At 68.7% G+C, this 15,839-nt stretch carries 18 protein-coding genes; 11 read left to right on the top strand and 7 right to left on the bottom strand.

The window, feature by feature from the left end:
* The first annotated feature begins 59 nt into the window (after positions 1-59).
* Positions 60-629, top strand: a complete 570-nt coding sequence (locus ACSFA0_RS16550) for a hypothetical protein (RefSeq protein ID WP_435451360.1) — start codon at positions 60-62, stop codon at positions 627-629.
* Here the strand turns inward: ACSFA0_RS16550 and ACSFA0_RS16545 are convergent.
* Positions 616-1,620 (bottom strand): isopenicillin N synthase family dioxygenase, encoded by a 1,005-nt coding sequence (locus ACSFA0_RS16545; RefSeq protein ID WP_435451359.1) that lies wholly within the window; start codon positions 1,618-1,620, stop codon positions 616-618. The two genes, ACSFA0_RS16550 and ACSFA0_RS16545, sit on opposite strands and share 14 nt — an antisense overlap.
* A gap of 332 nt (positions 1,621-1,952) precedes the next feature.
* On the opposite strand from ACSFA0_RS16545, the gene ACSFA0_RS16540 reads away from it, so the two are divergent.
* Genes ACSFA0_RS16540 through ACSFA0_RS16520 form a run of 5 tightly spaced genes read left to right on the top strand, consistent with a single transcriptional unit; the run spans position 1,953 to position 5,027 of the window.
* Complete coding sequence (locus ACSFA0_RS16540; protein WP_435451358.1) at positions 1,953-2,978, top strand: ABC transporter substrate-binding protein; 1,026 nt, start codon at positions 1,953-1,955, stop codon at positions 2,976-2,978.
* A gap of 14 nt (positions 2,979-2,992) precedes the next feature.
* Complete coding sequence (locus ACSFA0_RS16535) at positions 2,993-3,973, top strand: isopenicillin N synthase family dioxygenase (protein ID WP_435451357.1); 981 nt, start codon at positions 2,993-2,995, stop codon at positions 3,971-3,973.
* On the top strand, positions 3,970-4,398 hold the full coding sequence (locus ACSFA0_RS16530) for a VOC family protein (RefSeq protein WP_435451356.1): 429 nt from the start codon (positions 3,970-3,972) through the stop codon (positions 4,396-4,398). Before ACSFA0_RS16535 ends, ACSFA0_RS16530 begins: the two co-directional genes overlap by 4 nt.
* A 45-nt stretch (positions 4,399-4,443) precedes the next feature.
* The gene (locus ACSFA0_RS16525; protein ID WP_435451355.1) at positions 4,444-4,737 is read left to right on the top strand and encodes a CopG family ribbon-helix-helix protein; all 294 of its coding nucleotides are present in this window, start codon (positions 4,444-4,446) and stop codon (positions 4,735-4,737) included.
* Entirely contained in the window at positions 4,734-5,027 is a 294-nt protein-coding gene (locus ACSFA0_RS16520; protein ID WP_435451354.1) for a type II toxin-antitoxin system RelE/ParE family toxin, read from the top strand. Before ACSFA0_RS16525 ends, ACSFA0_RS16520 begins: the two co-directional genes overlap by 4 nt.
* 5 nt (positions 5,028-5,032) lie before the next feature.
* On the opposite strand, the gene ACSFA0_RS16515 is transcribed toward ACSFA0_RS16520, so the two are convergent.
* Genes ACSFA0_RS16515 through ACSFA0_RS16505 form a run of 3 tightly spaced genes read right to left on the bottom strand, consistent with a single transcriptional unit; the run spans position 5,033 to position 6,819 of the window.
* On the bottom strand, positions 5,033-5,425 hold the full coding sequence (locus ACSFA0_RS16515; protein ID WP_435451353.1) for an OsmC family protein: 393 nt from the start codon (positions 5,423-5,425) through the stop codon (positions 5,033-5,035).
* A 36-nt stretch (positions 5,426-5,461) separates the two neighbouring features.
* On the bottom strand, positions 5,462-6,214 hold the full coding sequence (locus ACSFA0_RS16510; RefSeq protein WP_435451352.1) for an FAD-binding oxidoreductase: 753 nt from the start codon (positions 6,212-6,214) through the stop codon (positions 5,462-5,464).
* A complete protein-coding gene (locus tag ACSFA0_RS16505; RefSeq protein WP_435451351.1) occupies positions 6,211-6,819 on the bottom strand; it encodes a sulfite oxidase-like oxidoreductase in 609 nt (202 codons plus the stop codon). Before ACSFA0_RS16505 ends, ACSFA0_RS16510 begins: the two co-directional genes overlap by 4 nt.
* A 123-nt stretch (positions 6,820-6,942) precedes the next feature.
* Here ACSFA0_RS16505 and ACSFA0_RS16500 point away from each other — a divergent pair, with 123 nt between their 5' ends.
* The 3 genes from ACSFA0_RS16500 to ACSFA0_RS16490 all read left to right on the top strand — a co-directional run bounded on the left by ACSFA0_RS16500 (position 6,943) and on the right by ACSFA0_RS16490 (position 9,846).
* Positions 6,943-7,482: a nucleoside deaminase gene (locus ACSFA0_RS16500; protein WP_435451350.1), complete on the top strand. Its 540-nt coding sequence runs from the start codon at positions 6,943-6,945 to the stop codon at positions 7,480-7,482.
* Between the two features lie 26 nt (positions 7,483-7,508).
* Positions 7,509-8,339 (top strand): urease accessory protein UreD, encoded by an 831-nt coding sequence (locus ACSFA0_RS16495; RefSeq protein WP_435451349.1) that lies wholly within the window; start codon positions 7,509-7,511, stop codon positions 8,337-8,339.
* Between the two features lie 79 nt (positions 8,340-8,418).
* Entirely contained in the window at positions 8,419-9,846 is a 1,428-nt protein-coding gene (locus tag ACSFA0_RS16490; RefSeq protein WP_435451348.1) for an MFS transporter, read from the top strand.
* 1 nt (position 9,847) lies between these two features.
* Here ACSFA0_RS16490 and ACSFA0_RS16485 read toward each other — a convergent pair whose 3' ends face one another.
* Positions 9,848-11,059, bottom strand: a complete 1,212-nt coding sequence (locus ACSFA0_RS16485; RefSeq protein WP_435451347.1) for an MFS transporter — start codon at positions 11,057-11,059, stop codon at positions 9,848-9,850.
* Positions 11,060-11,220: 161 nt separating this feature from the next.
* Here ACSFA0_RS16485 and ACSFA0_RS16480 point away from each other — a divergent pair, with 161 nt between their 5' ends.
* Positions 11,221-13,065 carry a putative nucleotidyltransferase substrate binding domain-containing protein gene (locus ACSFA0_RS16480; protein ID WP_435451346.1) on the top strand — a complete coding sequence of 615 codons (1,845 nt, stop codon included), beginning with the start codon at positions 11,221-11,223 and terminating at the stop codon, positions 13,063-13,065.
* The gene (locus ACSFA0_RS16475) at positions 13,062-13,706 is read left to right on the top strand and encodes a 3'-5' exonuclease (RefSeq protein ID WP_435451345.1); all 645 of its coding nucleotides are present in this window, start codon (positions 13,062-13,064) and stop codon (positions 13,704-13,706) included. The genes ACSFA0_RS16480 and ACSFA0_RS16475 overlap by 4 nt, the downstream gene beginning before the upstream one ends.
* Positions 13,707-13,713: 7 nt before the next feature.
* Here the strand turns inward: ACSFA0_RS16475 and ACSFA0_RS16470 are convergent, their stop codons facing one another.
* On the bottom strand, positions 13,714-15,444 hold the full coding sequence (locus ACSFA0_RS16470; protein WP_435451344.1) for a cation acetate symporter: 1,731 nt from the start codon (positions 15,442-15,444) through the stop codon (positions 13,714-13,716).
* Complete coding sequence (locus tag ACSFA0_RS16465; protein WP_435451343.1) at positions 15,441-15,749, bottom strand: DUF485 domain-containing protein; 309 nt, start codon at positions 15,747-15,749, stop codon at positions 15,441-15,443. The genes ACSFA0_RS16470 and ACSFA0_RS16465 overlap by 4 nt, the downstream gene beginning before the upstream one ends.
* Positions 15,750-15,839 lie beyond the last annotated feature (90 nt).

Below are 15,839 nucleotides of genomic sequence, written 5' to 3'. Positions count from 1 at the left end.
CCGCGGCCCACGATGGCGGCGGTGGTTACAGTGCGGGCTCCCGCCGTGACCATCGCTCCATGCCATCCCTGACCCAGATCCAAGCTCGCCGTCGACTCATCGTCGTCATCCTCCTGTGCGTCGCCCTCGGTGGCGCGGCCTTGCGGCAGCTGTCGGCGCCCGGCAGCACGCAGCGCGATGTCGGCACGTTGCTGATGCTGCTGTGGATCCCGATCATCGGCAACGTCATTGCCTGGCTGGTCAACCGCATGCGCGCCGCGCGCGCCTTGACGAAGGCCGCTGCTGCAATGGCTGAGGCACCGGCTGCGCCGCTGCGCGAAGACGCGCCCTTCGAGCCCCACGCATGGGTCGAACTGACCCTGCGCGCCGCCGGCGTTCCGGCCGAGGACATGCCGATCGCCGAGGGCCTGCACCACTGCGCGCTGGTGATCGGCAACGAAGGCTTCTCGGTGCGCTGGCAGGTCGGGCCGGGCCGGTCGTTCCGGCGTGGCACGCTGCAGACGCTGCCGGTGGAATTCTTGGCGCCCGACGCGGCGCTGTCGCGCCTGAAGCCGGGGCTCGCGTTTCGCCTGCTGGTCGGCGAAGCCTTCATCGGCGACGGGCAGGTGCTGCGGCTCAGTACGCCTTGAAGTTCGCGGCGATGCGCTGGTTCAGGAAGTCGCCGGCCGTGATCGGCGGATGCGTCTTGCCGGGGCTTTCGATGATCGCGTCGCGGTTGGCCTGCGCGAAGAAGGCGATGCTGTAGCGCGGACCCATGTACTCGCCCGGCAGCGGGTTCTTCACGCGATGGAAGTTGCTCGGCAGCTGGTCGTCGCTCCAGCGCATCAGCATGTCGCCGATGTTGCAGGTGATGGCGTCGCCGTCGGGCGGGATCGGCGTCCACTCCTGCGCGTCCATCTCCTTGCCGGGGCAGACCTCGAGGCCGCCCTGACCCTGGCGCTGGTACAGCAGCGTGAGGCAGTCGAAGTCGGTGTGGGCACCGGCGCGCCACAGGTCGAGCTTGTCTTGCACTTCCGTCGGGATCGCGTAGTAATGCAGCAAACGCAGCGTGCTCTGATAGCTGGGCTTGCCCTGGTCGTGCGCGCGGGTGAAGAACGCGTCGTCGAAGCCTAGCTTGTAGGCGAAGCACGAGAGCACGCGCATGGCGATCTCCCAGCTCTGGCGCTCGAAGCCCAGCATCTTCTCGACGAAGCCCGGCAGCTCTTCGTCGGTGGGAAAGAGGTCGCCCATGTGCGGTCGGGTGATCTGGTAGCTCTCCTTCTGGTCGGGCGTGCCGGTGGACGGCCGCACCTGCGCGCGGCTTTCCCAGCCGGCGTTGAGCGCCTTCTTCAGCGGGTACTGGCGCTTGACGCTTTCGGGCAGCGCAAAGAAGCGCTCAGCCATCTCGAAGGCACCGCGAATCTCGCCGAGGTCGATGCCGTGGTTGACGAGCTGGAAGAAGCCGACGTCGATCGCCGCGTCCCAGAGCTGGTCGGCGATCTCGGCCTTGCGCGCATCGAAGTCGGAGAGGTCGATGCGGCGAATCTCGCGCGTCGTGTTGAGAGAGCCCATCGCGCCCATGCGCGTTTCTCGGTGGAGCTCGGCGAGGTCGTAGTCGACGGGGGTCGTTGCAGCGGTCATGTCTTGGTCCTGAAAGTTGAATACTTCAAGAGCAATTTCCTGCCAACCCCTGAAGGTTTTCTCGCAACGCGACTGGCTGGTGAACGCTTCTACTCTCGGGTGCGGATGATGCCGCGTCGCGGCGGCGCTGGCAAAGACTTCCGCTTTGACCCTGTGGCGCAGTCGAACTTGGGTGGGGCGTGCGTGCCACCGCGTGGTGCACCGCAGGCCTCGCCGGCCTGCGCATCGAATGGCACGGATCATGCAAACGCCAGCGCAGAGTAGAAGCGTTCAGCGGCCCGTCCGCCCGGAAATTGCTCGTTCATTCGCAGTTCTCCCAAAGGAAGCATTCCATGCAACGCCGTTCCCTCCTGCGCGCCGCCGGTGCCAGCGCGCTCGTCGCCGCCACGCCCTTCGTTCGCGCCCAGGGCTCGCTCAAGCCCTTCAAGTTCAACCTCGGCTGGAAGGTCGAGGCCTCCGGCGCCGGCTTCCTGCTGGCGCACCAGCGCGGCTACTACAAGGATGCGGGCCTCGATGTCGCCATCGACACCGGCAACGGTTCGACGGCCGCCATCAGCCTGGTCGGCAGCGGCGCCTACGACGTGGCGTCGGCCGACCTGTCGTCGATGATCGAGTTCAACGTCGCCAACCCGCAGGCCGCGCTCAAGGCCGTGGCGATCCAGTACGACCTGAACCCGAATTCGATCATCGTGCGCAAGGACGGCGCCATCAAGAAGCCGAGCGATCTGGCGGGCAAGACCATCCTCGGCCAGCCCTTCAACGCGTCGCGCAAGCTGTTCCCCGTCTTTGCCAAGGCGCAGGGCTTCGACCCCTCGGGCGTGAAGTGGGAGAACGTGTCGCCCGACATCGGCGACACGCGCTTCGTGAAGGGCGACTTCGACGCCTCGGCCTACTTCTATTTCACCGGCCTGCTCAACCTCAAGGCGCGCGGCATGGGCGCCGAGCAGCTCACCGTGTTCCGCTTCTCCGACTACGGCATGAAGTCGTACGGCAACGGCCTGGTCGCCAACCCCAAGAGCATGGAACAGGCCGACGTGATGCGCGCCTTCGTGAAGGCCACCACGCGCGGCTGGATCGAGTGCATCGCCGACCCGAAGGCCGGTGGCGCCGCCGTCAAGACCCGCGAGCCGCTGGCCAATCAGGAGATCGAGACCGAGCGGCTGCAGCTCATCGTCGACGGCACCATGAAGACGGCCGACGTGCGCGCCAACGGCTGGGGCGCGGCGACGCCCGCGCGTCTGCAGGCCACCATCGACGAGACCGTCGCGGCCTTCGGCCTCAAGAGCACGCCGACCGTGGCGGACTTCTTCTCCGACAAGTTCCTGCCGTCGGCCACCGACCGCCAGCTGAAGGCCTGAAGGAGTCACGCACCATGGGCATCCCGGTCCTCGACCTGACCGGCGCCCTGGTGCCCGGCGGTCCGCGCAGCGCCGAAGTGGCGCGCGAATTCCGCTCGGCGGCCATGGCGTCCGGCTTCTTCTACGTGCGCCATCACGGCATCGACGCCGCGATGGTCGAGCGCCAGTTCGACATCACGCGGCGGCTCATGGCGCTGCCGATCGAGCGGCGCGAGGCGTTGTCGATCAAGCACTCGCCGATCATGCGGGGCTACGAAGGCCTGGGCGCGCAGACGCTCGACGCCGCGATGAAGCCCGACCTCAAGGAGAGCTTCTACTGCGGCATGGACTGGCCGGCCGATCACCCCTACGTGAAGGCCGGCTACCAGACCTATGGCCCCAGCCAATGGCCGGCAGAGCTGCCCGACGTGCGCGCGCATTGCGAGGCCTACATCGACGCGATGAACGCCCTGTCGCTGCGCCTGATGCAATTGATGGCGCTGTCGCTGGACCTGCCCGAGGACTACTTCGACGCCGCCTGCCACGACCCGATGGTCACGCTGCGCATGGTGCGCTACCCGGCCCACCCCGAGGGCGCGGACGACCGCACCTTCGGCGCCGGCACGCACACCGACTGGGGCGCGGTCACCATCCTCGCGCAGGACGCGCACGGCGGCCTCGAGGTGCAGATGCCCGACGGCGGCTGGGTCGCGGCCACGCCGATGGAAGGCACCTTCGTCGTGAACCTCGGCGACATGATCCCGCGCTGGACCAACGGGCTGTACCACTCGAACCCGCACCGGGTGCGCAACACCTTCTCGAGCGGCGCCGCGCGCTATTCCATCCCCTTCTTCTACGAGCCCGAATACCTCGCGCGCATCGTGCCGGTTCCTGGCACCGTGCCCGCCGACGAAGCGCCGCGCTACACACCCTGCACGGCCGGCGAGCACCTCGAGGAGATGTACCGCAAGACCTACGGGCTGCAGAAGCAGGCGGCCCTGGAAGGCGTCGCATGACGCTCTGGTTCAACCTGCTGTGCCGCGATGTCGAGACGCAGATGGCCTTCTATGCGCGGCTGCTCGGCTGGCCGGAGGCCGTGCACAGCCGCTCACCGATCTACCGCGCATTGGAAAACGACGGCGTGCAGTTCGGCTTCAACGCGGCCCCGGCCTATGCGCTGCTGGGCCTGGCAGACCGCACCCCCGATGCGGCGACCACGCCGCCGGTGACGGCCTACGCGACCTTCATGCTGGACACCCCCGAAGCGGTCGACGTTGCGGTGCGCGAAGCCGCGGCGGCCGGTGGCCGGGTGCTGAAGGCGCCGTACGCCACCTACTACGGCCAATGGCAGGCCGTGCTCAGCGACCCCGAGCAGCATGTGTTCCGCGTCAGTGCGGCGTCGCTGCCGCCCGGCGTGGCACCGGCGCCGCGGCCTGCCTAAGTCGTGCTACGATGCACTTCGCATGTAACACATCGGAGTTGCTCCATGAGCGAAGCCACTTTCACATTTCGAGTCGAAGAAAGCCTGAAAGCGGAGTTCTCCAACGCCGCGAAGGCCAATGACCGTACTGGCGCGCAGCTCCTGCGCGACTTCATGCGGGAATTCGTTCAACGCCAGCAAGAGGCGGCCGACCATGACGCCTGGTTTCGACGCCAAGTCGAGATGGGCCTCGATGCTGCCAAGGCTGGTGATCTGTTGCCGGCTGAGGAAGTCGAAGCCGAGGCCACCGCCTGGCGCGCCGAAACGCGACGCGGGCTCACGCGCGCTCGCAAGTCGTGAAACTGGTGTGGACCCGGATGGCGCTGGAGGATCGACGTGCCATACGCGACTACATCGCGGGCGACAACCCGAGTGCAGCGTTGGCGATGGACGAGTTGGTTTCGCAGAAAGCTGCGCGCTTGGTCACCCTCCCCGAGATGGGCAAGCCGGGTCGCGTGCTGGAAACCCGTGAACTTGTCATTCACCGCAGCTACATCCTGATCTACGCGATCAAGACCGATCAGGTGCAGGTGTTGCGCGTGCTGCACACAGCGCGCCAGTGGCCGCCCGCGGGAAGACGGCCGGCCTGATGGATTCAAGCCCAGCCGGTCTCGATCTCGGTCGTGGTCTCGGTCATGAGCTTGTGAACCGGGCACTTGGCGGCCACGCGCAGCAGCTCGGCGCGCTGCACCTCGTCGAGCGCACCTGTCACGCGCAGCGAGGTCTTGAGACGGTAGACGCCCTTGCGCTCCTCGCTGTCGTCGCGGTCGACCAGCACCTCGATGTCTTCGACCGGCATGTTCTTGCGCTGCGCATAGAGCATCACCGTGAGCGCCTTGCACGCCGCCAGCGAGGCGTCGTACAGGTCGTGCGGCGTGGCGGCGCCCTGCCCGTCCGGCTGCGTCACGTCGGCGGCGAAGGCCTCGTTGCGGATGCGCACGGTGTGGCGGGTGCCTGTGGTGCTGTCGCGGCGGACTGAAATGCTCATCGAAGTCTCCTGTTGATCCGGGTGTGTTGAAGAAGGTCAGCCCGCGCCGCCATAGCGCTCGGTGCGGATGCGATCGGCGGGCACGGCCGCGTCGAGCAGGCCGGTGGTGACCGCCTCGACGAAGCGGTTGGCGCCGCAGACGAAGACATGGCGGGGCACGTGGCCCCACTCGGCCAGCAGCCGCTGCAGCACGGCGCTGTCGAGTCGCTGCACGAGGTCGCCCGGCCGGTGGGCCGCATCGCGCGTGGTCACGGCGATGAAGCGCAGCAGCGGCGCATGCGCCTGCAGCGCGATCAACTCGTCGCGGAAGGCCAGCTCGTCCCAGGTGCGCGCGGACACGACCAGCAGCAACGGGACGTCAGCACCGGACGCATGCCATTGCCGCACCATCGCCATCAGCGGCGCGACGCCTGAGCCGCCACCCACCAGCAGCAGCGGGCCGCCGTCGGCCGGGCGCCAGACGAAATGCCCGCCGAGCGGGCCGCGCACCTCGAGATGGTCGCCGGGCGCCACCACCTCGTGGAAGAAGGGCGACACCTCGCCGTCCTCGAGCTTCTCGACGACGAGTTCGACCGGCATCGCCCCCGGGGCGGAGGCGACGGAATAGCTGCGCTGCGCGGCGTAGCCGTCGGGCGCGGTGAGCCGCACCACCAGGTGCTGGCCGGCCAGCCCCGGCGCCAGCGGCGCGCGCAGGAAGACGCTGACGATGCGTGGCGTGAGCACGGCGACGCGCTCGACCACCGCGTCGTGCCACGGCGAAGGGCTGACCGACGGTGCCGCGCCGCTCACGGGTCGTCCGAGTAGCGCTGCTGCTTCCACGGATCGCCGCGCAGGTGGTAGCCCCGCAGCTCCCAGAACCCGGCCTCGTCGCGCGCCGTGAAGCGCAGGCCCTTGATCCACTTGGCGCTCTTCCAGAAGTACAGGTGCGGCACCAGCAGCCGCGCCGGCCCGCCGTGCTCGACCGCGAGCGGTGCGCCGTTGAAGCGGGTGGCGACCATCGCGCGGCCGTCGAGCAGATCGGCCGCCGGCACGTTGGTGTCGTAGTCGTCGTGCGAGATGGCGAGCGTGTAGGCGCTGGGCGCCGACACGCCCGCGGCGGCCAGCAGGTCGTCGATGGTGACGCCTTCCCAGGTCGTGTCGAACTTCGACCAGGTGGTCACGCAGTGGATGTCGCCCTGCCACACGGTGTGCGGCAGCGCTTCGAACTCGTCCCAGTTCCAGCTGGCCAAGGGCTTCGGCCCGTCGCTGAGCGTGAAGCGCCAGGTGGCCAGGTCGACGCGCGGCGTCGGCCCCTTGGACAGGACGGGAAAATCGTCGGTTTCGAACTGCCCCGGCGGCAGGCGGCTCGCGAAAGCAGCGCTCGGGCGTCGTCCGGTGAAGCCTCGGGTGGCCATGGTCGAACTCCTTGGAAAGGGGAACCATGGTAGCGCCGCACGCGGCAGGCGCTGCGCCTCCAAAGGAGCAGTCGGCCCACAGCCGGCGTGCGGCGCCGGGCTCATCATTGGCATGTGTCCTGCATGGACACCCCCCAAGCCATGAAATCCAAGAACATCCTTCCCCACCCTATCGAAGTCACCCTGGACGAGCGCGACGGCCGCTATCTGCGCAAGGCCATCCTCTGGTCCCATGCCGGCGGGCGGCGCGGCAACCGGCCCTTCGGCGCGGTCATCGTCGCGGGCGACGGCGAAGTGCTGGCCGAGGCCTACTGCAACAGCGCCGAGACCGGCGACGTCACTGGCCATGCCGAAGTCGCCGCGATCCGCGCACTGGCCGACAAGCGGCCCAGCCGCGAGCTGATGGCCGGCGCCACCCTCTACTCGTCGGCCGAGCCCTGCGTGATGTGCGCGGGTGCGATCTTCTGGGCCAACATCGGCCGCGTGGTGTTCGGCATCGACGCCGAACGCCTGCGCCTGTTCCGGGGCGACCGTGGCGACCAGCGCGACGCCGAGCTGTCCTGCCGCGACGTATTCGCCGCCTCGCCGCACCCCATCGACTGCATCGGGCCCGCGCTGATCGGCGAAGCGAGCGCGGCCCACGAAGGCGCCTGGAAAGATTGAGCTTGCGCCGCCGATAGACTCGCCGCATGCCCTGGCACGCCCGACTCGCGCTCGACTACAGCGCCGAACAACAACGCAGCGTCGCACGCTTCCGACACGACGGCCCGCTGCGCATCCTCCAAAGCCTCTACCCCGAAGGCGACGCGATTTGCCACAACGTGCTGGTGCACCCGCCCGGTGGCCTGGTCGGCGGCGACACGCTCGACATCACCATCACCGGCGCGGCCGGCAGCCATGGCCTGGTCACCACGCCGGGCGCGACGCGCTTCTATCGCTCCGAAGGCGAGGCCGCCGTGCAGCGCACGCAGATCACGCTGGCGGCCGACGCACGCCTCGAGTGGCTGCCGCTCGAAGCGCTCTGCTACAGCGGCTGCCAGGCCGAAAACCGCCTGCGGATGGAACTCGCGCCCGGCGCCGAGCTGCTGGGCTGGGACGTGACCGCTCTGGGCCTGCCGAACGCCGGCTTGCCCTTCGAGCGTGGAAGCCTGTTGCAGCACATCGAAGTGCCGGGCGTGTGGCTCGAACGCGGGCGCATCGACGCGGCCGATCAGCGCCTGCTGCAGAGCCCCATCGGCCTGGCCGGCCAGCGCTGCATCGCGTCGCTGTTCTTCGTGGCCGGCACGCCGATCTCGAAGGCACGCCGCGCCGTGCTGCTCGACATCGCACGCGCATTGGCCGAAGCGCATCCGCTGGTCCTCGGTGCCGGCGCCACCGCGCCGCACGCCGAAGTGGTCGTGCTGCGCGTGCTGGCGCCGGTCGTCGAACCCGCGATGCAGCTGCTGCGGCAGGTGTGGCAGGCGTGGCGCGCCGAGCTCTGGCAGCTGCGCAGCGCCACGCCGCGCATCTGGTCGATGTAGCGCGGGCGACGACGACGCACGGGGTCGAGCCCTGCGCCGACAGCGAGGACGCGCGCGACGGTTCACAGTCGCCCGGCCGATGACTGCCGTCCACACCGACATCCCCGCCCGCCTCGATCGCCTGCCCTGGTCGCGCTGGCATTGGCGCGTGGTGATCGCACTGGGCGTCGCCTGGGTGCTCGACGGGCTGGAGGTCACGCTGGTCGGCTCGCTCGGCGGCGTGCTCGAACGCGACGACACGCTCGGTCTGAGCGCCGCGCAGATCGGCGGCGCGGGCTCGCTGTACATCGGCGGCGCCGTCGTCGGGGCGCTGGTGTTCGGCCGGTTGGCCGACCGGTGGGGGCGCAAGAAGCTCTTCCTCATCACGCTGGCGGTCTACACGGTGGCGAGCTTCGCGACCGCTTTCTCGCCCGGCTTTCTCTTCTTCGCGTTCTGCCGCTTCATGACAGGCGTGGGCATCGGCGGCGAGTACGCGGCCATCAACTCGGCCATCGACGAACTCATCCCCGCGCGGGTGCGCGGCCGCGTCAACCTGGCGATCAACGGCAGCTTCTGGGTCGGCGCGGCGCTGGGTGCGGGCATGAGCCTGCTGCTGCTCGACCCGCGCGTGCTGGGCCCCGTGTGGGGCTGGCGCGCCGGCTTCGCGCTGGGGGCGCTGCTGGCGGTCGCGATCCTGCTGGTGCGACGCGATGTGCCCGAGAGCCCGCGCTGGCTCATCGCGCATGGCCGCGCCGACGAAGCCGAGGCCATCATGGCGCGCATCGAGGCCGAGGTCGCGGCGCAGCACGGGCCGCTGCCGCTGGTGACCGAGCGCCTGGGCTTCGTGCGCCGGGCAGCACCGTCGATGCGGGAGGTGGCGCACGTGCTGTTGCGGCGTTACCGGCAGCGCAGCATCGTCGCGCTGTCGCTCATGGTGTCGCAGGCCTTCTTCTATAACGCCATCTTCTTCACCTATGCGCTGGTGCTCACGCGCTTCCATGGCGTGCCCGCGGGTCGGGTGGCGCTGTACATCTTTCCCTTCGCGTTGGGCAACGTGCTGGGGCCGCTGCTGCTCGGGCCGCTGTTCGACCGGGTCGGGCGGCGCCGGATGATCGCGGTCACGTACACGCTGTCGGGCGTTGGCCTGGCGCTGACGGGCGCGGCCTTCATGGCCGGCTGGTTGACCGCGCTAACGCAGGCGCTGTGCTGGTCGGCGGTGTTCTTCCTGGCCTCGGCTGCCGCGAGTTCGGCCTACCTGACGGTGAGCGAGGTGTTCCCGCTCGAGATGCGCGCCTTGGCGATCTCGCTGTTCTACGCGGTGGGCACGGGCGCCGGCGGCTTCGTGGCGCCGTGGCTGTTCGGCGTGCTGATCGACACCGGCAGCCGCGGCGCCGTGACGGTCGGCTACGGCATTGGCGCGGCGCTGGTGATCGGTGCGGGGCTCATCGCCTTGCGCTGGGGCGTGAACGCCGAACGGCGGTCGCTGGAAGACATCGCGCCACCGATGGGCAGCGCCGGCCACCGCTGAATCAGTGCGCCATGCGCCGGCGCGCGTCGGCCACCGCCCAGGCGAAGATGCCCAACCCGGCCAGCCCCAGCAAGGCCCCGACCCAGCCGGTCGACGTCCACCCCAGCCCGGCGCTGATGGCAACGCCACCCAGCCAGGCGCCGAGCGCGTTGGCCATGTTGAAGGCCGAATGGTTGAGCGCGGCGGCGAGGGTCTGCGCGTCGCCCGCCACGTCCATCAACCGGATCTGCAGGGCCGGCCCGATGGCCACGATGGTGCCGATCAGGAAGGTGGCGATCGCCGCCGTGACCACATGCGGCGCCGCGAAGACGAACAGCACCAGCACGAGCACCGACCACGCCAGCAGGCCGCCGATGGTGCGCATCAGCGATTTGTCCGCCAGACGCGCCCCGACCAGGTTGCCCGCCACCATCCCGAGACCGAACAGCGCGAGCACGAAGGGCACGTGGTCGACCGACAGGCCCGCCACTTCGGTCAGCGTCGGCTTGATGTAGCTGTAGACGGCGAACATGCCGCCGAAGCCGATGGCCGCGATGCCCAGCGTGAGCCAGACCTGCGGACGGCGAAGCGCGTCGAGTTCGCGCAGCGGGCTGGTGCCAGCCGCCGCCGGTATGTCGGGCACGCCGCGGCGCAGCAGCACCATCGCCAGCACCGCGATCAGGCCGACGAACACGAAGGCGGCGCGCCAGCCGAAGTGCTGGCCCAACGCGGCCGCGATGGGCACGCCAACGAGCGTCGCACCCGTCAACCCGAGCATGACCAAGCCGACCGCACGCGCCCGCGCGCCCGGCGGGGCCAGCGTGGCGGCCACCAGCGCCGCCACGCCGAAGTAGGTGCCATGCGGCAGACCGGTGAGAAAGCGCATGAGGTTGAGCGACAGGTAGCCCGGCGCCAGCGCCGACGCGAAGTTGCCCAGCGCGTAAAGGCCCATCAACGCGATGAGCAGCGCGCGGCGCGGCCAGCCGGCGGCCAGCACGGCGAGCACTGGCGCGCCGATGACCACGCCCAGCGCATACGCGCTGATCACGTGGCCGGCCTGCGGAATGCTCACACCGATGTCGTTCGCGACTTCCGGCAGCAGGCCCATGATGACGAATTCGCCGGTGCCGATGGAGAAGCCCCCCACGCCCAGCGCCAGCACGGCGCGGCCGAAATTGACTTGGGGCCGTGCGGCGGCTTCCGCGCCGGTCGGCGCGGTGGATGTGAGGTTCAAACCGGGTTCCTTGGAGCGGCCCGGCAGCGGCGGGCAAAGCCCGAGTCTAGGGGTAAACCCATATCCCGCACTGCCGGACGGCAACCTGGCCAATGCGTGGCAGCTTGTCCGATATCAAGCACAGCAGGCGCTGACAGCGGACACTTCTCAGACGACGCGCCATGCCCAACGCCTTCAACTTCCAGGTGTCCCCTTTCGACTGCCTGACGCCCGACGAGCAGCAGCGGGTGCGTGCGGGCGTCGACATCGCCTACTTTCGCGAGGGCGAGGTCGTGCTCGATGCCGCCATCGCCCCGACCCACTTGTTCGTGGTGATCAAGGGGTTCGTGCAGCAGTTCGAGCCCGACGGCGGGGAGCCTGTCGCCGGCTTCGGGCCCGACGACACCTTCGATGGCCGCAGCCTTGTGGCGGGCAAGGTCAGCGGCCGTTTCGTCGCAACCGAGGAACTGGTGGCCTACCAGCTCTCGCGCGAGGTGGTGAACGAACTGATCGCGCGCAACGCGGCATTCGGCGCGCTGCTGTTCTCCGACCTCTCGAAGAAGCTCGGCGCCATTGCCGGGCGCAGCAGCCAGCATGAACTGCAGTCGCTGGCGCTGGCGCGCGTCGACGCGATCCCGGTGCGGGTGCCGCATTTCGTGGACGCCGGCTGCGACGTGCTCTCGGTGGTGCGCCTGTTCCAGGCCGAGCGCACCTCCAGCGTGCTGGTGCGCGACACCGATGCCGAAGGCGTGGCACGGCTCGGCATCTTCACGGTGACGGCGCTGCAGCGCGCCGTGCTCCATGGCACGCCTTTGGAGCGCCTTGCAGTGCGCGAGGTGACCAGCTTCGGCCTGATCACGGTGAACGCGGGCGACCCGGTCGGCGACGCCCTGACGGTGATGGTGCGGCACAAGGTGCACCGGGTGGCCGTGCTGGCCGACGACCACAGCGGCCGCGTGGTGGGGATGCTGGAGGCGCTCGACCTGTTCAGCTTTTTGTCGAACCATTCCTATCTGATCAACCGCGAGATCGCCGAGGCGCAGGATCTGGCGGCGCTGAGACAGGTCTGCGGCCATGTCACACGGCTGATTGCCCTGCTGCATCGCGGCGGCACGCGGGTCGGCCAGATCGCGACGTTGGTGCAGGCGCTCGATGCGAAGTTGTTCGAACGCACCTGGCAACTGATCGCACCGCCGGCGCTGGTTGCCAACAGCTGCCTGTTCGTGATGGGCAGCGAAGGCCGCGGCGAGCAGCTGCTCAAGACCGACCAGGACAACGGCCTGCTGCTGCGCGACGGCTATGCCCCTCCCGCTGACCTCGACGCGATCTGCGCTCGCTTCACCCGGTCGCTCATCGAATTCGGCTACCCCGAATGCCCCGGCGGCATCATGGTGTCGAACCCGCACTGGCGCGCCAGCCAGCGCGAATTTGCAGAACGCGCGCGCGGCTGGCTGCTGCAGCCCGACGGCGAACGGCTGATGGCGCTGGCGATCTTTCTCGACGCGCACGCGGTCTGCGGCGATGCGGGCTTGCTGGCCGGCGTGCGGGCGAGCCTGTTCGCACTGACCACCGACAACGACGCGATCGCCGCGCGCTTTGCCTCCGCGATCGACGCCTTTGCCGACGACGGCGGCTGGTTGCATCGCCTGCTGGCACGTGGCGAGGGGACGCGCGACGCTTTCGACGTCAAGAAGCAGGGCCTGTTCCCGCTGGTGCACGGCGTGCGCAGCCTGGCGCTGCGTGCGCAGCTCGTCGACACCTCCACCGCAGGGCGCCTCGATGCGCTGGTGGCGGCGGGCCAGATCGACCGCGCGCTCGCCACCGACGTGCTGGAGAGCCTCTATTTCTTCATGGGCCTGCGGATGAAGGCGGGTCTCGCCGAACTCGATGCGGGCCATGCGGTCAGCGGCAAGGTCGACCCGCACCGCCTGAGCAGCCTGGAGCGCGACCTGCTTAAAGACACGCTGGGTGTGGTCAAGCGGTTTCGCCGCATGCTGCACCAGCGCTTCCACCTGGACGCGCTGTGAGCGCGATCGCGCCCCCGCGCTGGTTCACGGCGCTCAAGCGCTGGTGGCTGATCTACCACCTGGGCGACCCGCGATTTCGCTTCATGTGGGACGCGCCGCCGCCCGACGAGTGGGTGGCGCTGGACTGCGAGACCACCGGGCTGGACACACGGCGCGACGAGATCGTGGCGATCGCCGCGGTGCGCATTCGCGGCAACCGCATCCTGTGCAGCGAGCGGCTGGAACTGCTGGTGCGGCCGGATCGGCGTGCCGTGTCGGCCGACAGCGTGCGTGTCCACCGCCTGCGGGAGCGCGACGTGGCCGAGGGCATGGCGTCCGACGAGGCGATGCACCAGCTGCTGCGCTTCATCGGCAGCCGTCCCCTGGTGGGCTACTACCTGGAGTTCGATGTGGCCATGATCGACCGTGTGCTGTTCCCGCTGCTCGGCATGGGGCTGCCGCAGCCGAAGATCGAGGTCTCGGCGCTCTACTACGACCACAAGAACCGCCAGCGTCCGGCGCACGAGCGTGGCGGCGACATCGATCTGCGCTTTGCCACGCTGATGAGCGACCTTGGCCTGCCGCAGCGTCCGGCGCACGATGCGCTGAACGATGCGGTGATGGCGGCGCTGGCCTTCCTGAAGCTGAAAACGCTGGCCTGAGGCGCACTCAGTGCCCAGAGGCACCCGACGCACCGAGACCGGTCTCCGAGCGCACCTGCTGCGCCGGGAACGCCGCACGTTCGGCCTGCGCCTGACGGCTGCGGTCCAGCACCGAGACCAACCAGATGCTGACGAAGGCGATGGTCATCGAGAACAGGGCCGGCGAGGCATAGGGGAACAGTGCCGAGCCCTTCGGGTTGCCGAACGTGGCTTCCCAGACCGACGGCGAGACGATGGTCAGGCCCACCGACGAGATCAGGCCGAGCGTGCCGCCGATCACCGCACCGCGGGTGGTGCAGTCCTTCCACAGCACCGACATGAACAGCACCGGGAAGTTGGCGGAGGCCGCCACGGCGAAGGCCAGCGACACCATGAAGGCGATGTTCTGCTTCTCGAAGAGGATGCCCAGCGCCACCGCCACGATGCCCAGCGCGACCGTCGTGACGCGCGACACCCTGAGTTCGGCTGCGCTGTCGGCCTTGCCCTTCTTGATGAGCGTGGCATACAGATCGTGCGACACCGCCGATGCGCCCGACAGCGTCAGGCCCGCCACCACCGCCAGGATGGTGGCAAAGGCGACCGCCGAGATGAAGCCGTAGAACACGTTGCCACCGACCGACTTGGCCACCAGCACCGCCGCCATGTTGGCTGCACCCGCGCCGCCCTTGATGACGCCCGTGGTGGTGTCGGCAAATTCCGGGTTGGTCAGTACCAGCGTGATGGCGCCGAAGCCGATGATGAAGATCAGCAGGTAGAAGTAGCCGATCCATGTCGTGGCCCAGAACACCGACTTGCGCGCCTGCTTGGCATCGGGCACGGTGAAGAACCGCATCAGGATGTGCGGCAGACCCGCGGTGCCGAACATCAGCGCCATGCCGAACGAGATGGCCGAGATCGGATCCTTCACGAAGCCACCCGGGCCCATGATGGCCAGGCCGATGTCGGCCGCCTCGGTCGGACTCTTGCCGGCGTTGGCCGCGATCAGCGTGCGCACCTCGACCGATTTGGCGAACAGCGCCTCGGGGCTGAAGTTGAAGGCCGCCATCACCATCAGCGCCATGAAGGTCACGCCGGCGAGCAGCAGCACCGCCTTGATGATCTGCACCCAGGTGGTGGCCGTCATGCCGCCGAACAGCACATACACCATCATCAGCCCGCCGACGATCACCACCGCCATCCAGTACTCGAGCCCGAACAGCAACTTGATCAGCTGGCCGGCACCCACCATCTGGGCGATCAGGTAGAAGGCCACCACCACCAGCGTGCCGGAGGCCGCGAACGCGCGGATCGGGCCGGGCTGGAAGCGATAGCCGGCCACGTCTGCAAAGGTGAACTTGCCCAGGTTGCGCAGCCGCTCCGCCATGAGGAAGGTGATGACCGGCCAGCCGACCAGAAAGCCGATCGAGTAGATCAGGCCGTCATAGCCGGTGGCCATCACCGCGGCAGAAATGCCGAGGAACGACGCGGCCGACATGTAGTCGCCCGCGATCGCCAGGCCGTTCTGGAAGCCGGTGATGCCGCCGCCCGCGGTGTAGAAGTCCGACGCCGACTTGGTTCGTGCCGCAGCGCGCTTGGTGATCCACAGCGTGAGCAGCACGAAGCCGGAGAACATGCCGATCGCGATCCAGTTGGTCGGCTGCTTCGCGACCTGGCCGACATCGCCGCCGGCGGCCATGGCCGCACCGGTGGCCAGCAGCATGGCGAGCGCGAACAATGAGGATGAGGAGCGGCGGTTCATTGTGTGGCTTCCTTCAGGATCTCGGCCGTCAGGCGGTCGAACTCACCGTTGGCACGGCGGATGTAGATCGCGGTGATGGCGATGGTGAAGACGATCACGCCGAGCCCGATCGGGATGCCGATCGTGGTGACGCCGCTGCCGATCGGCGCGGCAAGGAACGGCTTGTTGAACGCGATGAGCGCGATGTAGCCGTAGTACACGACCATCATCAGCCCCGTGAACAGCCAGCCGTAGGCATTGCGCTTGCGGCGCAGCTCGTGGTACTTGGGATTCGACTGGATCTTGTCGACGATGGGATCGCGCATGGTTTGTCTCCTGGGCTTGGGTCGGCGCGATTCTGGAACGCCCGCTCCGCCCGTGGGCGACGACGCAATCATTCGTCACATTACGATTGA

The organism is Variovorax restrictus (assembly GCF_051216715.1).
GTDB lineage: Bacteria > Pseudomonadota > Gammaproteobacteria > Burkholderiales > Burkholderiaceae_C > Variovorax.
The sequence above is the reverse complement of the archived record's forward strand: the minus strand, read 5'-3'. Positions and strand labels throughout refer to the sequence as shown.